Consider the following 15,704-nt stretch of genomic DNA (forward strand, 5'->3'; position numbering starts at 1 on the left):
ATAGGACGAAGGGCTTTTCCGATGGTGCCGTCTCAAACCAAGCGAATTAGGGCTTATTTTAAGCCTTCAGCTGCACGCTGCTATTTTGCACTATATAATTTTCTATGAACCTGGATTTGTGTCTATTGGAGCGCTGGTTGACAGGTTGGAGCCTGTCCCGTGGCTTGTCGCTTCCCCGACCCTACAAGGGCGGATTAGTGGTTGACGTGGGTTGGCCCGAGCAGGTACGGCGGTACGTATTTACGGAGGCCGGTGAAGCCCTGCAGGCCTGCGCCGCTGATATCCGTGAGCCGTTCGTGCATCTCAAAGCTGCGGTTGAGCCGGCGCACTTGCGGCGCGCCCTACCCGCCGCCTGGCAGATTCAAAGTCCCGGCTATCTGATGTCCTGTTCAGCAGCGATGACTGCTTCCAATCCCTTGCCCGCAGGTTATGAAATGCAGTTATCTGTCGACCAGGGCGCTTCGGTACTGCGCTTGGTCGATGAAGCTGGGCAAATGGCGGCTATGGGACGCGTTGTGGTGCACCAGGGAACGGCAGTTTTTGACCGGATTGAAACCCAGGAGACTCATCGGCGAAAAGGACTGGGTACCCATCTGATGTGCGGCCTCGACGCCTTAGCCGTGCAAGCTGGTATCACGGAGCGCTTACTCGTGGCGACCGAAGCCGGTCGAGCGCTGTATTTGACGCTAGGCTGGCAGGTAATTGCACCTTACTCAACGGCTATCCGTCAAATGTAAGGCATGTTCTGTGGCGGCTGCGCTCCCTCCGTTAACAGCATAAGCGCGAACAGCAGCGTCATCACGCCGCGGGTTACACACCAAAGTCGATGGCTCATCCACACACCGGGCTGGGGCTGGTAGTCGGCAAATTCCAGTGCAAACGAGCGGTTGCTACCAAAGCAGCACAATGTCATTCGTTCGCCTTGTTGTACCAATGGCCTTGGTTAAAAGTTTGGTACAAAGGTTAAACAACTAGCTGGCCATCGTCCTCAACTTGACTACAAATACTGTCCATACGTCAACTGAGTAGGCATTTACGTGCTTCCCCACATATCGGTCGAACTCGCCCTGAAGCTTAAGCAGTAGCCAACTTTGCAGAGAGTCCTCACTTCGTTCATCCCGGGTTGAAATGGTCGTCGTTGGTCCTGATGAAGGAAAATCGCTGATCGTACCGGATAGGTCAAGAAGTTGGGGGCATCACGATATATAAGTGGTTCCACTTTCTGGTCCCGTTCCTACCTGCACCAGCACCGATTGGCGGGGGCCAGCAAGGCGTACCTCTCAGTGTCACCTTATGGGCTGCTTCTGTCTGGCTACCGCCGACCACCTCCGCCAGCCAGAAGGGAAACCTCGCCTGAGGGGAGGCGGGAAGTGTTTGAGCGACCAGCAACCGCGGATAAAATATCAACCTTCGCCGTCGCAGGCGGTAAGCTACCGGCTTAACAGCCACGAGCTAATAAAGCAGCCCGTGGCGATGAGCAAGCCCACGAACGGAATGCGAAACCAATATCGTTTGGCCAGAAAGACATAAGACAGACTCGTCCCGATGGTCAGGAGCGGCAGCGCCACCGAATGGGTGTAGAGGTCAAGGTATTGGGTGGCGAGAATCAGGGTGCTACTCCCAATGAATATGGCCCCAATGCTGTGGCTGGCATTGAAGCCCACCCAGGCGCGCCACATGGTGGTTTCGCGGGTCAGTACAGGGGTGTCCTGAACCATGTACTCTTTAGTGGTGCCGTGGCGCGGGTCGAACTTCGGAGTGAAAAACGTATACAGCAGATGGATAGTACCTAGAAGCAACAAGATAAGGCTTCCGACTATCAGTAGGCATTGTGCGACCATAGAGAAGAGGGGGTAAGAAAGGAGCGTGGATGAAAAATCGGGGCAGCCAGGGGACCGCGGGCTGCCCTACCAATGAACCGCCTTGACCAAGGCGACGGGTACCGGAATCCCACGGAAATAATTGGTGAAGCCCAGGACAAGTAACAGGCCCAGCACGAAGCCCGAAACCAGAATAAGCAGCGCTTCCATAGGTGCTCGGTCCCGGTTGCGTCGGTTCCGGTAATGGGCTGCAGCCAGGTGCCCGAAGATAGCCCCAACGGCCAGCAGGTAATACGGCCCGAAAAACCAATACCAGGGAGCCGTGTTCAGGCCCCGTGCCGCGAAGTAAAAATCCGTTTCCACGTGCCAAACGTAGCGGCCGACCAGCACGGCCCCCACGTGAATCAGCAGGAAGAGCGCCAGATACAAACCCGAGTACCCCTGCACCCGCTCAAAGAAGGGCGTGGCCGGCGGCCAGCCGCGGCACACCAGCAATAGGCCGCTGCCAATCTGCCAGAGGACCGCCGCCAGTAGCAGCGTCTCGACAACGGGTTGGCGATAGACCAGCCGCAGCCGGGTCATGCCCCACTGGTGCCACGCAATGCTATGCAGCGCCAGCACATGATTGCCCAGGTGCAGGGCAATGAAAACGCCCAGTACCAGGCCCGACAGGCGGTGCCCGGCTTTCAGGGAGGAAGAAGAAGAAGGCATACAATACGTGCGTTTCCCCGAAGACTCGCCCGCCTGTCTTTTGTGACAGTCCAGCCCATGTTTTTTGCAACCCCTGGCCGCAACCCGTTACCGGGGTAGCTTGTCGGGGTCCAGGACCAAGTACAACGCCGTGATGCAGGCCGCATCCAATTCCAGCACCATGACCGAATCCAGCGCTTCCGGCCTGTTCCGGTAAAACAATACGGCCCACGAGTCGTTGACCCGGCCGAGCCGGGACGTCAGTCCCTGGCCGTATTTCTGCTGGATGCCGAGCAGATAGCGGGCGCACGCGGCGGGTCCCACCACCGGATGCATAGCCGCGGGCCGCTTGGGGCCGCCGTCGGCGTACACGCGTACGTCATGGCGCAGCAGCTGCGTGAGCGCCGCCAGGTCGCCCGTTTCGATGGCGTGCCCAAACGCCTGCAGGAGCCGGTGCTGTTGTTCAGCGGAGGGGGTGAAGCGCTGCCGGCGCGCTTGCAAGTGCTGTCCCGCCCGGTGGTAAAGCTGCCGACAATAGTCTGCGCGCACCTCCAGCATGTGCGCCAAGTCCTCATAGTCGAACCCAAAGCCATCCTTTAAGAGGAATACGGCCCGCTCCAACGGCGCCAGCTCGGCCAGCAACAGCCACAAGCCGAACGAGAGGTCCAGCTTGGCATCGAGGGCCGGTACTGGATGCACCAGCGGCTCGGGCAGGTATGTGCCGCGGCGCGGCGCGCGTCGCTGCAGCCACGAGAGACACCGGTTTTTGACTGCCTTGGCCAGGTATCTTTTGGCATCGGCCACATGGGCCTGCTCGCCGGCGTACCAATTGGCCAGCACTTCCTGAACGATGTCTTCACTATCCGTCACGCAGCCCGTCATCCAGTAGGCAAAGGCCATGAGTTCGGCGTGATACGTTGGCGTAGCAGGGGAATCGCTCATTAGTCGAGATAAAAGAGACGGCCATCCCCGCTGGGCTGATTTCGGGACTAGGCCGTGCGAAGGAGTTCATCATTGAAGGGTCGCAAGCCAGGACTAAGTACCCAGCTCGGCTTCTTTCTAAGGAAGGAATCTACTGAATCCAAACAAAGCTGGGAGGTGGTTGGAAGTAGGACATTGTATGGGGTGGAGGCCAGCGCACCAAGGGGCGGATTGGCGTCGGTCAGCCAGATCGATGGAGTGACTGATTGCCAGGCACACGTCTTCCAAACCGGGGAAGACTCCGCCATTGACCAATTCGGTTTTCAGCCGGCTCCCAAACGGTTCGGCATTACTTCAGCTACTGCCGAAGGTGAGCAGTTCAGTCACTACCCGGGTGAGCCGGCGGATGCCCACCTCACTGGTGAGCGTCAATTCCGGCGAAAAATCTGTCGCCCGTAAGGTGACCCGCGTTGGCGCTAGCCAGGCGCGTAATTCCGTCACGCAATCGGCCATGTGACCCAACGGCGTTGGCCCTGCAAGGGAGAGCAGGCCTACGGCGCGGCCTTGCAAATAAGGCGCCGGGTCTCGGGCTAAGAGCTGCATGTAGTCGATCGCATTTTTGAGCGCGCCGCTCATCGTGCCGTGATAGGTGGGCGTTGCCCACAGCATGACATCGGCGCTCTGAAAGGAGGTCACCAGTTTTCTAATGGCTGCTTGTGAACCAGGAGGGTATCCTTCGATGGGCAAATCGGGGATGTACAGGGGCAGGGGTAGCTCCCGAAGGTCCAGTAGTTCCGTGATGGCGCCTCTTTCGGAGGCGATGCGCAGGCCGGTGCGAAGGGCGGCCGTGGAGTAGGACCCTACCCGTAAGCTGCCGCTCAGACCAACCATTTTGGGGGCGGGATTGCTCGTCAAATCTGGATAGAAAAATGGGCCTGCAAGGCCTGTGAGAATGCGGCTTCCGACGGGAGGATCGTTTCCGTCCGCATCGCGCCCTGGGTGACAATCAAGCGCTGGTCACTCAAAGTAACTCTGCCCTCTGCTGTGGCTCGGGAGCAGATCCTCTTTTGGGTAAAGTGTGATTCCGGGGACGTTTGGTGGTAGTGGCACATGCGGCTGAAGTCGGCTAGCTGCCGCGCCTGCCGCGTGAACCGATACTGTATTTCCCAATCGCTCCCTGGTTCTGCTAGATTTTTCTGATGGAGAATATAGGTGTCCCTTTCTTGCCTGATGAGATAGGCCGTGGTCCCGTGCACTTGTGGGCCGCGCTGCTCGAGGCGCAACGGCCGGGTAAAGGAATCGCCAAAGCCGACATCCACCAGAAAAACGTCGTCCAGCTCCACCAGCAGGGCCAGGTGGTCAAAGGCGGGACCGAAGGTGCCATCCTTTTGGCACACCTCGGCGGAAATCAGCGTGACCGTAAAACCGATTTCTTGCAGCAGCTTGGCGAATAAACCGTTCAATTCATAACAAAACCCACCGCGTCGGTTACGAACAATCTTCGTGAACAATAGGGCTTCGTCTAATAGGATAGGCTGCTGGTCATGAATCGCTAAGTTTTCAAACGGCACTTCCCGCATATGGCCCAGCTGTAACGCCGCGAGCGTATGGAACGTCACCCGAGGCGTGCCGTGGTAGTGAATTCTCTCTAAATACGCGTTAACATTCATCCTATATATAGTTGACCGACAGACCCGCGCGGTTAAACGTGCTTCCGCTTGGCCCGCCGCGTTTGCATGAGGGAACTATTGCCGGTGTGGTAAAAGTAGTAGTTGAAATGAAAAGCGCCTGCTAGTGCGACAAGCGGTGCGCCCCGTTGCCCTGCTGGTCCCCAAAGAGGCCTTCGTATCGCAGCGGGGATAAAATGACGCGAAGCCGTTTCCAGCGGCTTTTGCAGGCTGCGCAGCCCGTTTACCTGGCTGGGGAAGGGGTACTTGCCCAAGCGGTTGCTGTCGCGGCGCTGACGCTGGACGAATTCGAAGTCAGTCCCCGTCAGGTGAAAGTGCCGAGCGCAGGTCGCGCTCGGCTTGGGTAAGAGAGTCAAGGGGCATGGGCAGACGGGGCGTCTCGAAAAACGGACGTTCAACGGGTGTTATGCCTCCGCCTTTCGCTTTATAACATTTATTAAACGGACGTTTAATAAACGTTATAAGACCCTATCTTGCACCGATTCTCTCCTCTTCGGTGCTTTATGCTGCCTGCTTCACCTGCTTTAGCTGCTCCTTCCCGCTACGTGCCCTACTACCGGGTCTCCACTCAAAAGCAAGGCCAGTCCGGCCTGGGACTGGAAGCGCAGCGCGCGGCGGTCCACGCCTTTGCGCCCCAGCCCGGGCAGCTGGTGGGGGAGTTCGTGGAGGTGGAAAGCGGCAAGCGCAACCAGCGGCCTCAACTGGCGGCGGCCATCGAAGCGGCCCGGCGGCTGGGCGCCACCCTACTGATCGCCAAGCTCGACCGCCTCTCCCGCAATGCCGGCTTTATCTTCGCCCTGCGCGATAGCGGGGTCAGCTTCGTGTGCTGCGATATGCCCGATGCTAATACCTTAACGGTGGGCCTGTTCGCCGTCATCGCCCAGCACGAGCGGGAAACCATCTCCAAGCGCACGAAGGAAGCGCTGGCCGCCAAGAAGGCCCGGGGGGCCACCTTAGGCACGCCGGCCAATTTGACGATGGAAGCGATTGTGAAAAGTCGCCTCATTCGCCAGGACAATGCCCGCGACCACCAGGCCAACCGGCAGGCCGCCCGCCTGGCCGGGTTGCTGGCCGGGCAGGGGCACACGCTGCAGCAGATTGCCCGGGAGTTGAATGAAGCGGGCTACCGCACCCGTCGAGGTAAAGATTTCTTCTCGATGTCCGTATTACGGCTTCTCAAACCTGGAACACCCGTTTAGGGTATGGGTTCGATTTAAAACTTAGAATATCGCACAGGCCCTACCGACTCCGTTTGAGGCGATAGGCTTCTTACTGTATAGAAATAGGAAGAATCCGAGGAAGTATGGATATTGGAGGAGAATTGGGGCCAATTTAAGCCGGTTTTAGTCTAGTATATTTATTATCAACAGCATATCAGGTGGCAGGGCCAGTCTACCTGTCAGTTCATACTAACCAATAATAGCCCTACCCAAGCGCTTTAACAAGATGCTCTGTTCTTTCTTACTGTTTCTCGGAAATATTGGTGGTACTGAAGTACTTCTCCTTTTAGTCCTCTTTTCCCTTTCGTTAATCTTCGTAATTCGAAGGTTATTCCGCTCAAAGCCCACCGTCATTATCAACCAGTCTCAACCTACTTCATCTGTGGCAGATGAACTGCGCAAGCTGCAGCATCTTAGGGAACAAGGCGTGCTGACTACGCAGGAGTTTGATAAGCAGAAAGCGCGTCTGTTGCACTAGTTGATTCAACAACTGACCTAAGCTTTTCTCAAAATGAGTAATACGTTTAAGATATTATCCCTAGATGGAGGGGGAATTAAAGGCCTCTATACAGCGAAAGTGCTTAGTCATTTGGAGGAGGTATTTGGTGGCCCCATTGGTGACTATTTTGATATGATATGTGGAACGTCTACAGGCGGATTAATAGCCTTAGCACTTTCGCAACGAATACCAGCTAGCCAATTAGTTACTTTCTATAAAGAACAGGGACCTAAAATCTTTCCGGTAAATAAGGTCCTTAACGAGAAAAAAGGGCTGTTGCGGCAAATTTTTGGTAAAGGGAAATATACAAACACAGCCTTAGCATCAGCCATTATGGGTGTATTAGGTGATGCTCAAATGAGTGATGCTCAAAACCTATTATGTATCCCTTCATTCAACTTAACAAGTGGTCGTCCACGAGTCTTTAAGTTTCCACATCCAGAAGGGAATAACTACGCTGATAAGTATGGCAGTATGTATGATGCGGCCTTAGCTACTAGTGCAGCGCCTACATATTTTCCTGTTAAGTATACAAATGGAGCTTACTATGCTGATGGAGGTGTTTGGGCTAATAACCCTACGCTTTGTGGCATTATGGAGGCCTTGGAATACTTTGTTGGACCTGAAAAGGTATTAAAGCATCCTAATCTTTCGGTGCGTTTCGACAGCTATTCTGTTTTATCTATTGCTTGCCTCCCACAACAGAATGGCTGGGCTCATCAAGGCACCGAAGAAGATTTGCCGTTGTCTTTTATTGATTGGAAAGATAGGCTCTTCGAAACGTCACTAGATGGGCAAAGCCATTTTGCTGACAACTTTGCACAGAAGCTGATTCAACATACTAAAGCCCACGGAACCTATCACCGGATTGGAAGCCCTACGAACATCTCGCCGGCGCAACAAGCGCTGATTAAGTTAGACAATTCATCTGCTCGGTCTATTCAGACCTTAGAGCATTTGGGTAACATGGTAGGTGATGACTACCGGACCCGAAATAAAACAATCATAGACCACTTTTTCGCTCAGAAGAAAAAGTATCGTACTCACTAATTCTTCTCCTTACTCCACCCAGTTATTCCATGAGACAACTGAATTTCCAAACCTTATCGATTCGTCGGATGATAGGCCATGTTATCCATGAAAAGCAACAGCATGAACAGTGCTCTGTAGCTGAGTTGTCTTCTGAATTGCTTACTTATGACTCTGAAATGGAGCGTCTGATTAAGCGGCGGTTACAAGATGCTATGGGCCGTAAAGGGAAAGGATTTTATCTTGAGGTAGCCAATTCGTCTCCAAGTAGTTTCTTTGGAATTAGTCACAATCTTAATACTGCCGACAACGATGAGTTTGTTCGCCGATCACAAGCTATAGCTACTTTATTGGCCGGAGCTCAGAGGAGAGCTAGTATCAAATCGGGATTCCTGTTCATAATTGAAGCAACAGATGCATCGTTTCGGAATCTCCCTATTTTCATCGTTATTAAAGCAGAACCTCAAGAAGCCTTAAGACGGAATGCTCATGCCTTAGAGCACGTGACGGATCTACTCATGAGTCCATCACAAAAATTTTACAAGGTTGGTGTGCTTTATCGGGATGATAATGACGATAAAACTTATCCTAATGACTCCTATAGTGGCTACGTCTTTGACGAACAATTCACAAATCTTAATAGCGGCCTATCTGGCTACTTCTATAGCGAATTTTTAGGGTTTGATTACATGAATAATGGCCCCCTCCAAACTAAACACTTTTTTGAACTGACTACTAAATTCCTTGAAGCTGATATTAAAGACCTTGACAAAAGGGAAGAATTAGCTGAAGCTTTGAGAGTCATGGTTAAGACGGATAATTCTGAACTTTTACGTCCCCGTGATTTTGCAGAACATTTCTTAGACTCTGATGAAGACAAGGCAATATTTAATCATAAGGTCAGCAATGAATTTCCCGATATGTTGCAAAAGGACACCTCATTACTGGATTTTACGCTAAAAACGCGTAAAATAAAGTTTAATGATGTGCAAATTTCTGGACCAGATAACGATTTTGCTGAGAACGTTCAAGTAATTAAAAACGAGGATCAAATGGCTAATCTGGATCCTAAAAATGAAAACTACACAATTTTAAAAATTATTGGCAGACCTAGTCTGGTCAAGCAAAAAGGTAATAAAGTAGCGGTCAAATAAATATGACCGTTGATGAGCGTAAATTGCTAAGTGACTTTATATCTATTAAGAACGCTCTAAATAATTGGGGTGACTTTGTAGATTCGAAAGTTATTGATATAGTTAATTCCGTATATAGCGGGACTAACTTTATACAAATGCGCCCTTTACATAGATGTAAAAATGAGCAGACGTTCATCAAAAAAGCCCTATATAGGGATAAAGGTTATAAAAGCCCCCTTTTGGAGATAGAGGACAAGGTGGCGACAAGAGTAGTCCTCTTAACTTCAGATAACGTATATCAAGTAACTGCCTTACTAACAGAGTGTAGCGATTGGGCTCATAAAATTAGCAAAGACACTAAACGTATTAGCGAAGACAACCCGAACTTATTTGACTATCAGTCAGTTCACTTGGTGGTATGGCCAAAAGGAACTTTTGATAGTCAAGTAGATTCCGCCTTACTAACATGTGAAATTCAGATCAGGACATTACTGCAGCATGCATATGCGGAGGTAACACATGATTCTGTTTACAAAGGGCCTTACCAGAATGACAATAGCATTAAGCGACAACTCTCGAAATGCATGGCACTTATGGAAACGACTGATGATATGTTCTGTAGTATCTTTAATAAAATATCGCTGACGACTAATGAATCAAGCCCATATAAGGATCTATTGAAGCAAGTTACGGCATTGTATAATGATTTAACAGGGCAGTTTATAGATTACAAAGATGCTGATATATCAATTGCTGAAATGGTTTTTTCGCTAGTCCATCTTAAGCCGGTGAGCTTCTCTCAAATAGAACAATATGTTTCACAATTTAGAAGTCATATATTACATGCAATAAAAAATAATGATAGTCTTTTAGTTAAAGAACCTATCATATTAATTTTATTTTATTACATAGAGAATTACGACACTTTTGTGATTCAAAATTGGCCATTATCGCAAACCGTTCTCGAAAATTTGGTAGAGTCATTAGGCATTTCTACCAGTTTTTATTAACCAAAGTATCAATCAAAAAAGCACCTCAAAGGAGGGACTTTTTTGATTGATACTTATCAGTTTAGTTCTCTACCAAATACGCTCGCGCTATATATTCCTCAGTACTATCTGTTAACTTGACCTATACCCACTTATCATTAGTGACTTCTAGAGCGGTCACGATGTTATGTGCCGTCAGCATGGCCATTACTTGGGCTTCAAATGGAGTTTTGGCCCAGCAGATCAATGTCATCGCTGACACGTGGTAAGACATATTTTCCTCTAGCCCCACCTCAGGCGGAACTGGTGCTGTGTAGTTGCGCAATTAGCCACCGTGCACTAGTACGACGGCTTTGGTTACGCGCTGAAGAGCTGGAGCGGAAAGCACGAGAAAAATAGCAGGTAGCACTTCATAAGCTTGTTCCATTAGTTCAACTACCGGCTAATAGATCTAATAAGGTGGGGTGCCGATACTTACATCTGTCTATTATGTTCAACATCTGTTGAACAAATAGTTGGTGACTTAAGTACACTAAAAAGCAAACTCCGTATGTTTGCAATGTCTAGAAGAGCTAGGAACAAAATAGCGGGCCGAACCAAAGCCCGACCCGCTACCTTCTAATGGCGATCCAGCCAGTGGGAAACCACCGCTCGGATTACCGCTCCCAGCGCTGTTTTACACAGCTCTAAGGAGACGCGAAACAAGCCGGTCTCGCCGGTCTGCTTCGCTTTCGCACTTGCCCTTTTGTCCATTGCCTTGGATGTTTAGGGTGTCAGATACCCTACTTATCCAGAAGCCCAGGTTGTTCCACCAACTTGGGCTTCGCTGTTATTAGCAGCAGCCGTGTGGTGAGGGACCAACCAGTACGATGCGATAAAGGTAAGTTTTCAGTGTCGAGATTGTTACTGCAGCAGGGCTTTTAGTCGATTTTAGCAACCTTTTAGAGCCTTCCTTACCATATTCTGCCATCACTTACCGCTGACCTTCCTGGGTTCGCCTCAGGGAATGGATAAAGCCCTATTGTGGCGGGGAGCGGAAGCTGTACCTTTCGCCCGCTTTATCCCGCTATCCGCTACATGCCCGAGTTACTGCCGCTTTTTCCGGCGACCACCCTCCCCGCTCGCTTTACGCATTTCACGCCAGCCACCACCTTACCCGACTTCGCTGAGCGGGTCCGGGCCCTGCGTCGCTGGCAGCAGGCGATTCGCGATGGCTACGTGCGGGCTCATAAGGAAGAAGCCCTGCAGGCGGAGTTCCTGAACCTACTCTTCGGCGAAGTGCTGGGCTATGAGTTTCGGGCCACCACCCACCGGCAGCTGCAGCTGGAGCTCAAAACCCTGACCGATGGCACCAAGCCCGACGGGGCCCTGGGCGAGTTTGTGGCTACGCCCAGCGGCGGGCTCGGTGGGCCGGTGCGGGCCATTGTCGAGCTGAAAGATGCGCGCACCTCCCTGGATGCCAAGCAGCGCGGGGGCGGTGGCAAAGGCCGCGCGGAAACACCCGTGGAGCAGGCCTTCAGCTACCCCAGCAAGTTTGGGGGCCAGTGCCGCTGGGTGCTGGTCAGTAACTTCCTAGAGCTACGTCTCTACCATGCGCAGGACCAGACCCGCGCGGAGGTCTTCCAGCTGGAAACCCTGCCCGACCAGCCCGAGCAGCTCCACCGCTTCTTTGCGTTGCTGCTGCCCCAGCACTTGCTGCCCGCCGCAGGCCAGGCCGAGGCCCCTTTGGACGAAGCCCTGCACCAGCGCCAGCAGCAGGAGCTGAAAATCACGAAAGCCTTTTACCAGGACTACAGCCGCTCCCGCCGGCAGCTGCTCGACCACCTGATTGAGCAGAACCCCGCAGTGCCCCCGCTGGAGCTGCTGGCCCACACCCAGAAGCTGCTGGACCGCGTCATCTTTGTGTGCTTCTGCGAGGACAAGAACATCATCCCGCGCCTGACCTTCCGGCGCCTGCTCGATGCCGTGCGCGCCAACGTTTTTGACCCGGCCGGCGATAAGGTCTACCGTACCGTACGGGGCCTGTTTCAGAGCATTGACCAGGGCAACCCGGCCGCGCACATCAACCGCTTCAATGGCGGGCTATTCGCTCCCGATGCCGCCCTGGATGCGCTGCACATTCAGGACCGTACCCTGACGCCCGTCATTCAGCTGGAGCAGTATGACTTTGCGTCCGATCTGAACGTGAACATCCTGGGCCACATCTTCGAGCAAAGCCTCTCGGATCTGGAGCAGGAGCGCGCCCGCCTCAGTGGGCAGACCTACGACCAGAAGCAGGGCAAGCGCAAGCAGGACGGCATCTTCTACACCCCCGAGTACATTACGCGCTACATCGTGCAGCAGGCCGTGGGCGGCTGGCTGCAAGCGCGGCGTCAGGAGGCTGGCCTGGAGCAGCTGCCGGAGCTGGACGAGAAGGACCGCCAGAGCATTCGGGTGGATAGCAAAGGGCGGCTGGTAGCTCCCTCGGCCCGGGTACAAAAGCATCTGGCCGCCTGGGAGCAGTACCGGCAAGCGCTGGAGAACATTCGGGTGCTGGACCCGGCTTGTGGGTCAGGCGCCTTCCTCATCGAGGCCTTCGGTTACCTGCTGCGCGAGGGCCAGCAGGTCAACCAGGAGCTGGCGGCCCTGCGGGGCGGGCAGACCACCGTCTTCGATCTGGATCGGCACATTCTTCAGCATAACCTTTACGGGGTAGATTTGAACCCCGAGTCGATCGACATTACGCGGTTGAGCCTCTGGCTGCAAACGGCTAACCCGGGAAAGCCGCTTACTTCGCTGGACCACAGCATCCGTTGCGGCAACTCGCTTATCTCCGAGCCTGCCGTAGCCGGTCCCCGCGCCTTTGACTGGCCCACTGCTTTTCCCGAAGTATTTGCCCAAGGAGGCTTTGATGTCGTCATTGGGAATCCGCCATATGTGCGGGCCGATGCCCCGGGCAATGATAAATCTTTCCGGGAGTACATGGTAAAAAGCGGGGGCTATGAAACCCTTGCCGGTAAGTGGGATTTGTATGTGCCTTTCATAGAAAAAGGCTTACAACTACTAGCTGCCGGGGGATTATCAGCCATGATTATTCCCGATGCCTTTGTGCATGCTACTTATGCGCAAAAAACGTTGCAGTGGCTAAAGCAACGGCAGCACCTTCGATTCATTGACTACTACCCGGACATGGAAGTCTTTGAGGGCGTTGGTGTGAAGAGTATTACGGTACATCTGAGTAAAACTCCCCAAGCAGGTTTTGAGCAACGTATCCATCAAAACGAGCAGGAGCACCATGTCATTCCTTTCGTTGATTACCCAGAGCATTTACGGCTGGATGCGACCAAGAGCCTGTCGGGTCATACTGATACTCCCTACTACTCCTTAAGCACTATCTGTTATAGTAGTGTCGGGATAGTAGGAAACAGCGACGAGAAGTTACATGCTGGGGCATATGTGCTAGCGGAGTTGGTACAAGAAACCCCGGATACTGAGCACTCCAAAGGCTACTTCGAAGGGAAGGATATTGGCCGGTGGAATGTAAACCGCTTACGATGGATTGAATATGGCACGGAGCGCTCGCCGGGCTGGTGGCGGCGCAAAGGCTTTCCGGAGTTTTTTGCCGGCAGCAAGCTAGCCACGATGTTGAGCCCCGGTCAGACTCCCCGGACCTGTCTCGATGAAACGGGGGCCTACTTCAATCACAGTGCCATCGGATTCAAGCGCTGGATTGATTTGCAAGGCGTGGAAAACAACAGCCTGCGTAACGCTTGCTCTGACACAAAACGCCGGTCGGAGTACGAAGAAATATCCAGCCGCTTTTCGCTTCCTTTCCTATTGGCCATATTGAACTCCAAGCCCGTTCGCTACGAACTCAATACGAATCGGCGTAGTAACATTCACATCTACCCAGAAGACTGGAAATCTATTCGGATTCCCAAAGCAGCGGCATCGCCAGCTATTCAGCAGCCTATCATTGCGGCTGCAGAATCCCTGCTGATCGGCCATAAAACGCTTCAGGAAGCAGAGGCACGCGTTGCCCGGCTGGTACAAGCAGAGCTGGGGCTGTCGGTGCCGCTCATCGGCAAGCTAGCCCTCACGCAACCATGGAAAACGTGGAGTGCGGCTCTGGAAAAAGCTTTAGGTCGTAAGCTTAGTCTCGCGGAGAAAAGCACTTGGCTGGAGTATCTCGACGACTTTCAGCAGCAACACCAGCAGCGCCGGGCCGCACTGGATGCCCAGGATGCGGCTCTGGATCAATTGGTCTATCAATTGTATCAACTTACCCCCGAAGAGATTGCCCTAGTAGAAGGCCGATAGACTGGTCTTCCTCTCTTTACTTTCCTTTCCAAGACCCCTTTGACTACTTCTGCTACTACCGCTACCCAAATCGAGTTTTACGCAAAGGGCCACGCGACGCCCGAATTCCTGCAGGCTACCCATATCTACTACACCAGCCAGAGCGGAGACCAGTATTTCTTCGCGGAACAGCAGCCGGGAAAGGCTATTCGACTCTATTGCCTGGATTTCCAGGAAGAACTTTATCTGCTTCATCAACCGATCATAACCGAGCGTTTTGAGCTCCCGGATCTCACGGCCAACTCGCTCAGGACCATACAGGCCCATCACCTCGACCTTACGGATGCAGCACTTGCCCAGCGCGTGTTCAAGCTGCGCTATGAGGACGAAGACGCTCGCGGGGGAGTAGTTCCAGCGGCGCATGATACCGTCTTGCGTTTAGGCGGCACGCACGCGACGGGGAAATGGTTTTCGTTCCTCGTGGAGAGTGTCCTGACGGGCTATTCTTTCGGGTTTGTCATTGAATACACCTTGCAGGGGGTACACCTCTCTATAGACAGCTTAGGGGCATCGGTGGTGACTGTGGAGCGTCACCTAAAAAAGCTCCAAGCCCTGAACGTTTTAACGGCGGTCCCCCTACAGGGCTGGGGCAAGGTGCAAGTCCGGTTTAACCGAGAACACCTGGCCGGACTGACCTTTCCCCTGGCGCCGGCCTTCTTCGATACGTTCCTGTACTAAAGTTGCTTCACTCAGCGAGAGCGCTCCACCAGACCAGGATCACGGGAAAACAGCCTGCGGCGATCATCTTTTTCTCCTTTGGAATAGCTTTTGGCTACGCCCTTAAAGTAGTAATTACTTTCCTTTTTGCTAATGGTTTCTTCTCCTGCTCCGCTTCACTTTCGGACAGCGTATGTACTGAACGTAAAATCCTCCTGGCAAGGCATTGCGGCCCACCGCAAGCAGCATTCCAAAGCCCGGGCCTCGGCTGCCCGCCGGTTGCAGCAGCGCGGGGGAGAGCCCGGTACGCCACCCCCGAGCATTATCCCGCCAACCGGGGCCGTGCTCCTCTGTGCCAGCAAAATGCGCACCCTGGATACCATTCTGCGCCTGGCGATGAACCAAGCGCTCCGAGAGTCGCATGCGGGTCCTTTCCCAGCCAAGGAGATTCGCTTAACTACGACCCAGGCGGGGCTGGCCATCACGTGTGATTGCAGCGTGCGCACCCTGCAACGTCACTTGGAAGACTTGCACACGCTGGGCTACATTAAGGTGCGACAGCAATTACAGCGGGGCTTTCAGCTGGTGTTGACGGCGCCGTTTTTGGATTGGACCGAAGTGCAAGTGCCCTTGCCCGCTCCGGTGGTATCGCCCCCTGCCCCGGCGCCAGCTGTTGCCCCCACCCCGCGCTTTACGATGGACGACTTACTCGCTTCC

At 53.3% G+C, this 15,704-nt stretch carries 15 protein-coding genes; 9 read left to right on the forward strand and 6 right to left on the reverse strand.

Features of this window, described 5'->3' with window-relative positions; all coding sequences use genetic code 11:
• Window positions 1-164: 164 nt before the first annotated feature.
• Window positions 165-737 carry a GNAT family N-acetyltransferase gene (locus Q4G72_RS17240; RefSeq protein ID WP_303312675.1) on the forward strand — a complete coding sequence of 191 codons (573 nt, stop codon included), beginning with the start codon at window positions 165-167 and terminating at the stop codon, window positions 735-737.
• Here the strand turns inward: Q4G72_RS17240 and Q4G72_RS17245 are convergent.
• From Q4G72_RS17245 to Q4G72_RS17270, 6 genes are all read right to left on the reverse strand, one after another.
• Complete coding sequence (locus Q4G72_RS17245; RefSeq protein ID WP_303312676.1) at window positions 728-913, reverse strand: hypothetical protein; 186 nt, start codon at window positions 911-913, stop codon at window positions 728-730. The two genes, Q4G72_RS17240 and Q4G72_RS17245, sit on opposite strands and share 10 nt — an antisense overlap.
• 517 nt (window positions 914-1,430) lie before the next feature.
• Window positions 1,431-1,841, reverse strand: a complete 411-nt coding sequence (locus Q4G72_RS17250) for an LIC_13387 family protein (protein ID WP_303312677.1) — start codon at window positions 1,839-1,841, stop codon at window positions 1,431-1,433.
• Window positions 1,842-1,907: 66 nt separating this feature from the next.
• On the reverse strand, window positions 1,908-2,531 hold the full coding sequence (locus Q4G72_RS17255; protein ID WP_303312678.1) for a hypothetical protein: 624 nt from the start codon (window positions 2,529-2,531) through the stop codon (window positions 1,908-1,910).
• A gap of 87 nt (window positions 2,532-2,618) precedes the next feature.
• Entirely contained in the window at window positions 2,619-3,452 is an 834-nt protein-coding gene (locus Q4G72_RS17260; protein ID WP_303312679.1) for a sigma factor, read from the reverse strand.
• Window positions 3,453-3,785: 333 nt separating this feature from the next.
• Complete coding sequence (locus Q4G72_RS17265) at window positions 3,786-4,322, reverse strand: NADPH-dependent FMN reductase (RefSeq protein WP_303312688.1); 537 nt, start codon at window positions 4,320-4,322, stop codon at window positions 3,786-3,788.
• Window positions 4,323-4,342: 20 nt separating this feature from the next.
• Window positions 4,343-5,101 (reverse strand): arylamine N-acetyltransferase family protein, encoded by a 759-nt coding sequence (locus Q4G72_RS17270; protein ID WP_303312680.1) that lies wholly within the window; start codon window positions 5,099-5,101, stop codon window positions 4,343-4,345.
• A gap of 521 nt (window positions 5,102-5,622) precedes the next feature.
• Between Q4G72_RS17270 and Q4G72_RS17275 the strand changes: the two genes are divergently transcribed.
• The 8 genes from Q4G72_RS17275 to Q4G72_RS17310 form a co-directional block, all read left to right on the forward strand.
• Window positions 5,623-6,318 carry a recombinase family protein gene (locus Q4G72_RS17275; protein WP_303312689.1) on the forward strand — a complete coding sequence of 232 codons (696 nt, stop codon included), beginning with the start codon at window positions 5,623-5,625 and terminating at the stop codon, window positions 6,316-6,318.
• Window positions 6,319-6,721: 403 nt separating this feature from the next.
• Window positions 6,722-6,817, forward strand: coding sequence for an SHOCT domain-containing protein (locus tag Q4G72_RS17280; RefSeq protein WP_303312681.1), 96 nt, complete (start codon window positions 6,722-6,724; stop codon window positions 6,815-6,817).
• 33 nt (window positions 6,818-6,850) lie between these two features.
• On the forward strand, window positions 6,851-7,888 hold the full coding sequence (locus tag Q4G72_RS17285) for a CBASS cGAMP-activated phospholipase (RefSeq protein WP_303312682.1): 1,038 nt from the start codon (window positions 6,851-6,853) through the stop codon (window positions 7,886-7,888).
• A 29-nt stretch (window positions 7,889-7,917) separates the two neighbouring features.
• Window positions 7,918-9,021, forward strand: a complete 1,104-nt coding sequence (locus Q4G72_RS17290; protein ID WP_303312683.1) for a nucleoid-associated protein — start codon at window positions 7,918-7,920, stop codon at window positions 9,019-9,021.
• Window positions 9,022-9,023: 2 nt separating this feature from the next.
• Window positions 9,024-10,013: a GTP pyrophosphokinase gene (locus Q4G72_RS17295; protein WP_303312684.1), complete on the forward strand. Its 990-nt coding sequence runs from the start codon at window positions 9,024-9,026 to the stop codon at window positions 10,011-10,013.
• Window positions 10,014-11,069: 1,056 nt separating this feature from the next.
• Window positions 11,070-14,291, forward strand: coding sequence for an Eco57I restriction-modification methylase domain-containing protein (locus tag Q4G72_RS17300; protein WP_303312685.1), 3,222 nt, complete (start codon window positions 11,070-11,072; stop codon window positions 14,289-14,291).
• A 39-nt stretch (window positions 14,292-14,330) separates the two neighbouring features.
• The gene (locus Q4G72_RS17305) at window positions 14,331-15,008 is read left to right on the forward strand and encodes a hypothetical protein (RefSeq protein ID WP_303312686.1); all 678 of its coding nucleotides are present in this window, start codon (window positions 14,331-14,333) and stop codon (window positions 15,006-15,008) included.
• A gap of 132 nt (window positions 15,009-15,140) precedes the next feature.
• On the forward strand, window positions 15,141-15,704 hold a 564-nt coding region (locus tag Q4G72_RS17310), incomplete at its 3' end, for a hypothetical protein (protein ID WP_303312687.1).

Source organism: Hymenobacter sp. BT730 (assembly GCF_030542105.1).
In the GTDB taxonomy this organism is placed as follows: Bacteria; Bacteroidota; Bacteroidia; order Cytophagales; family Hymenobacteraceae; genus Hymenobacter.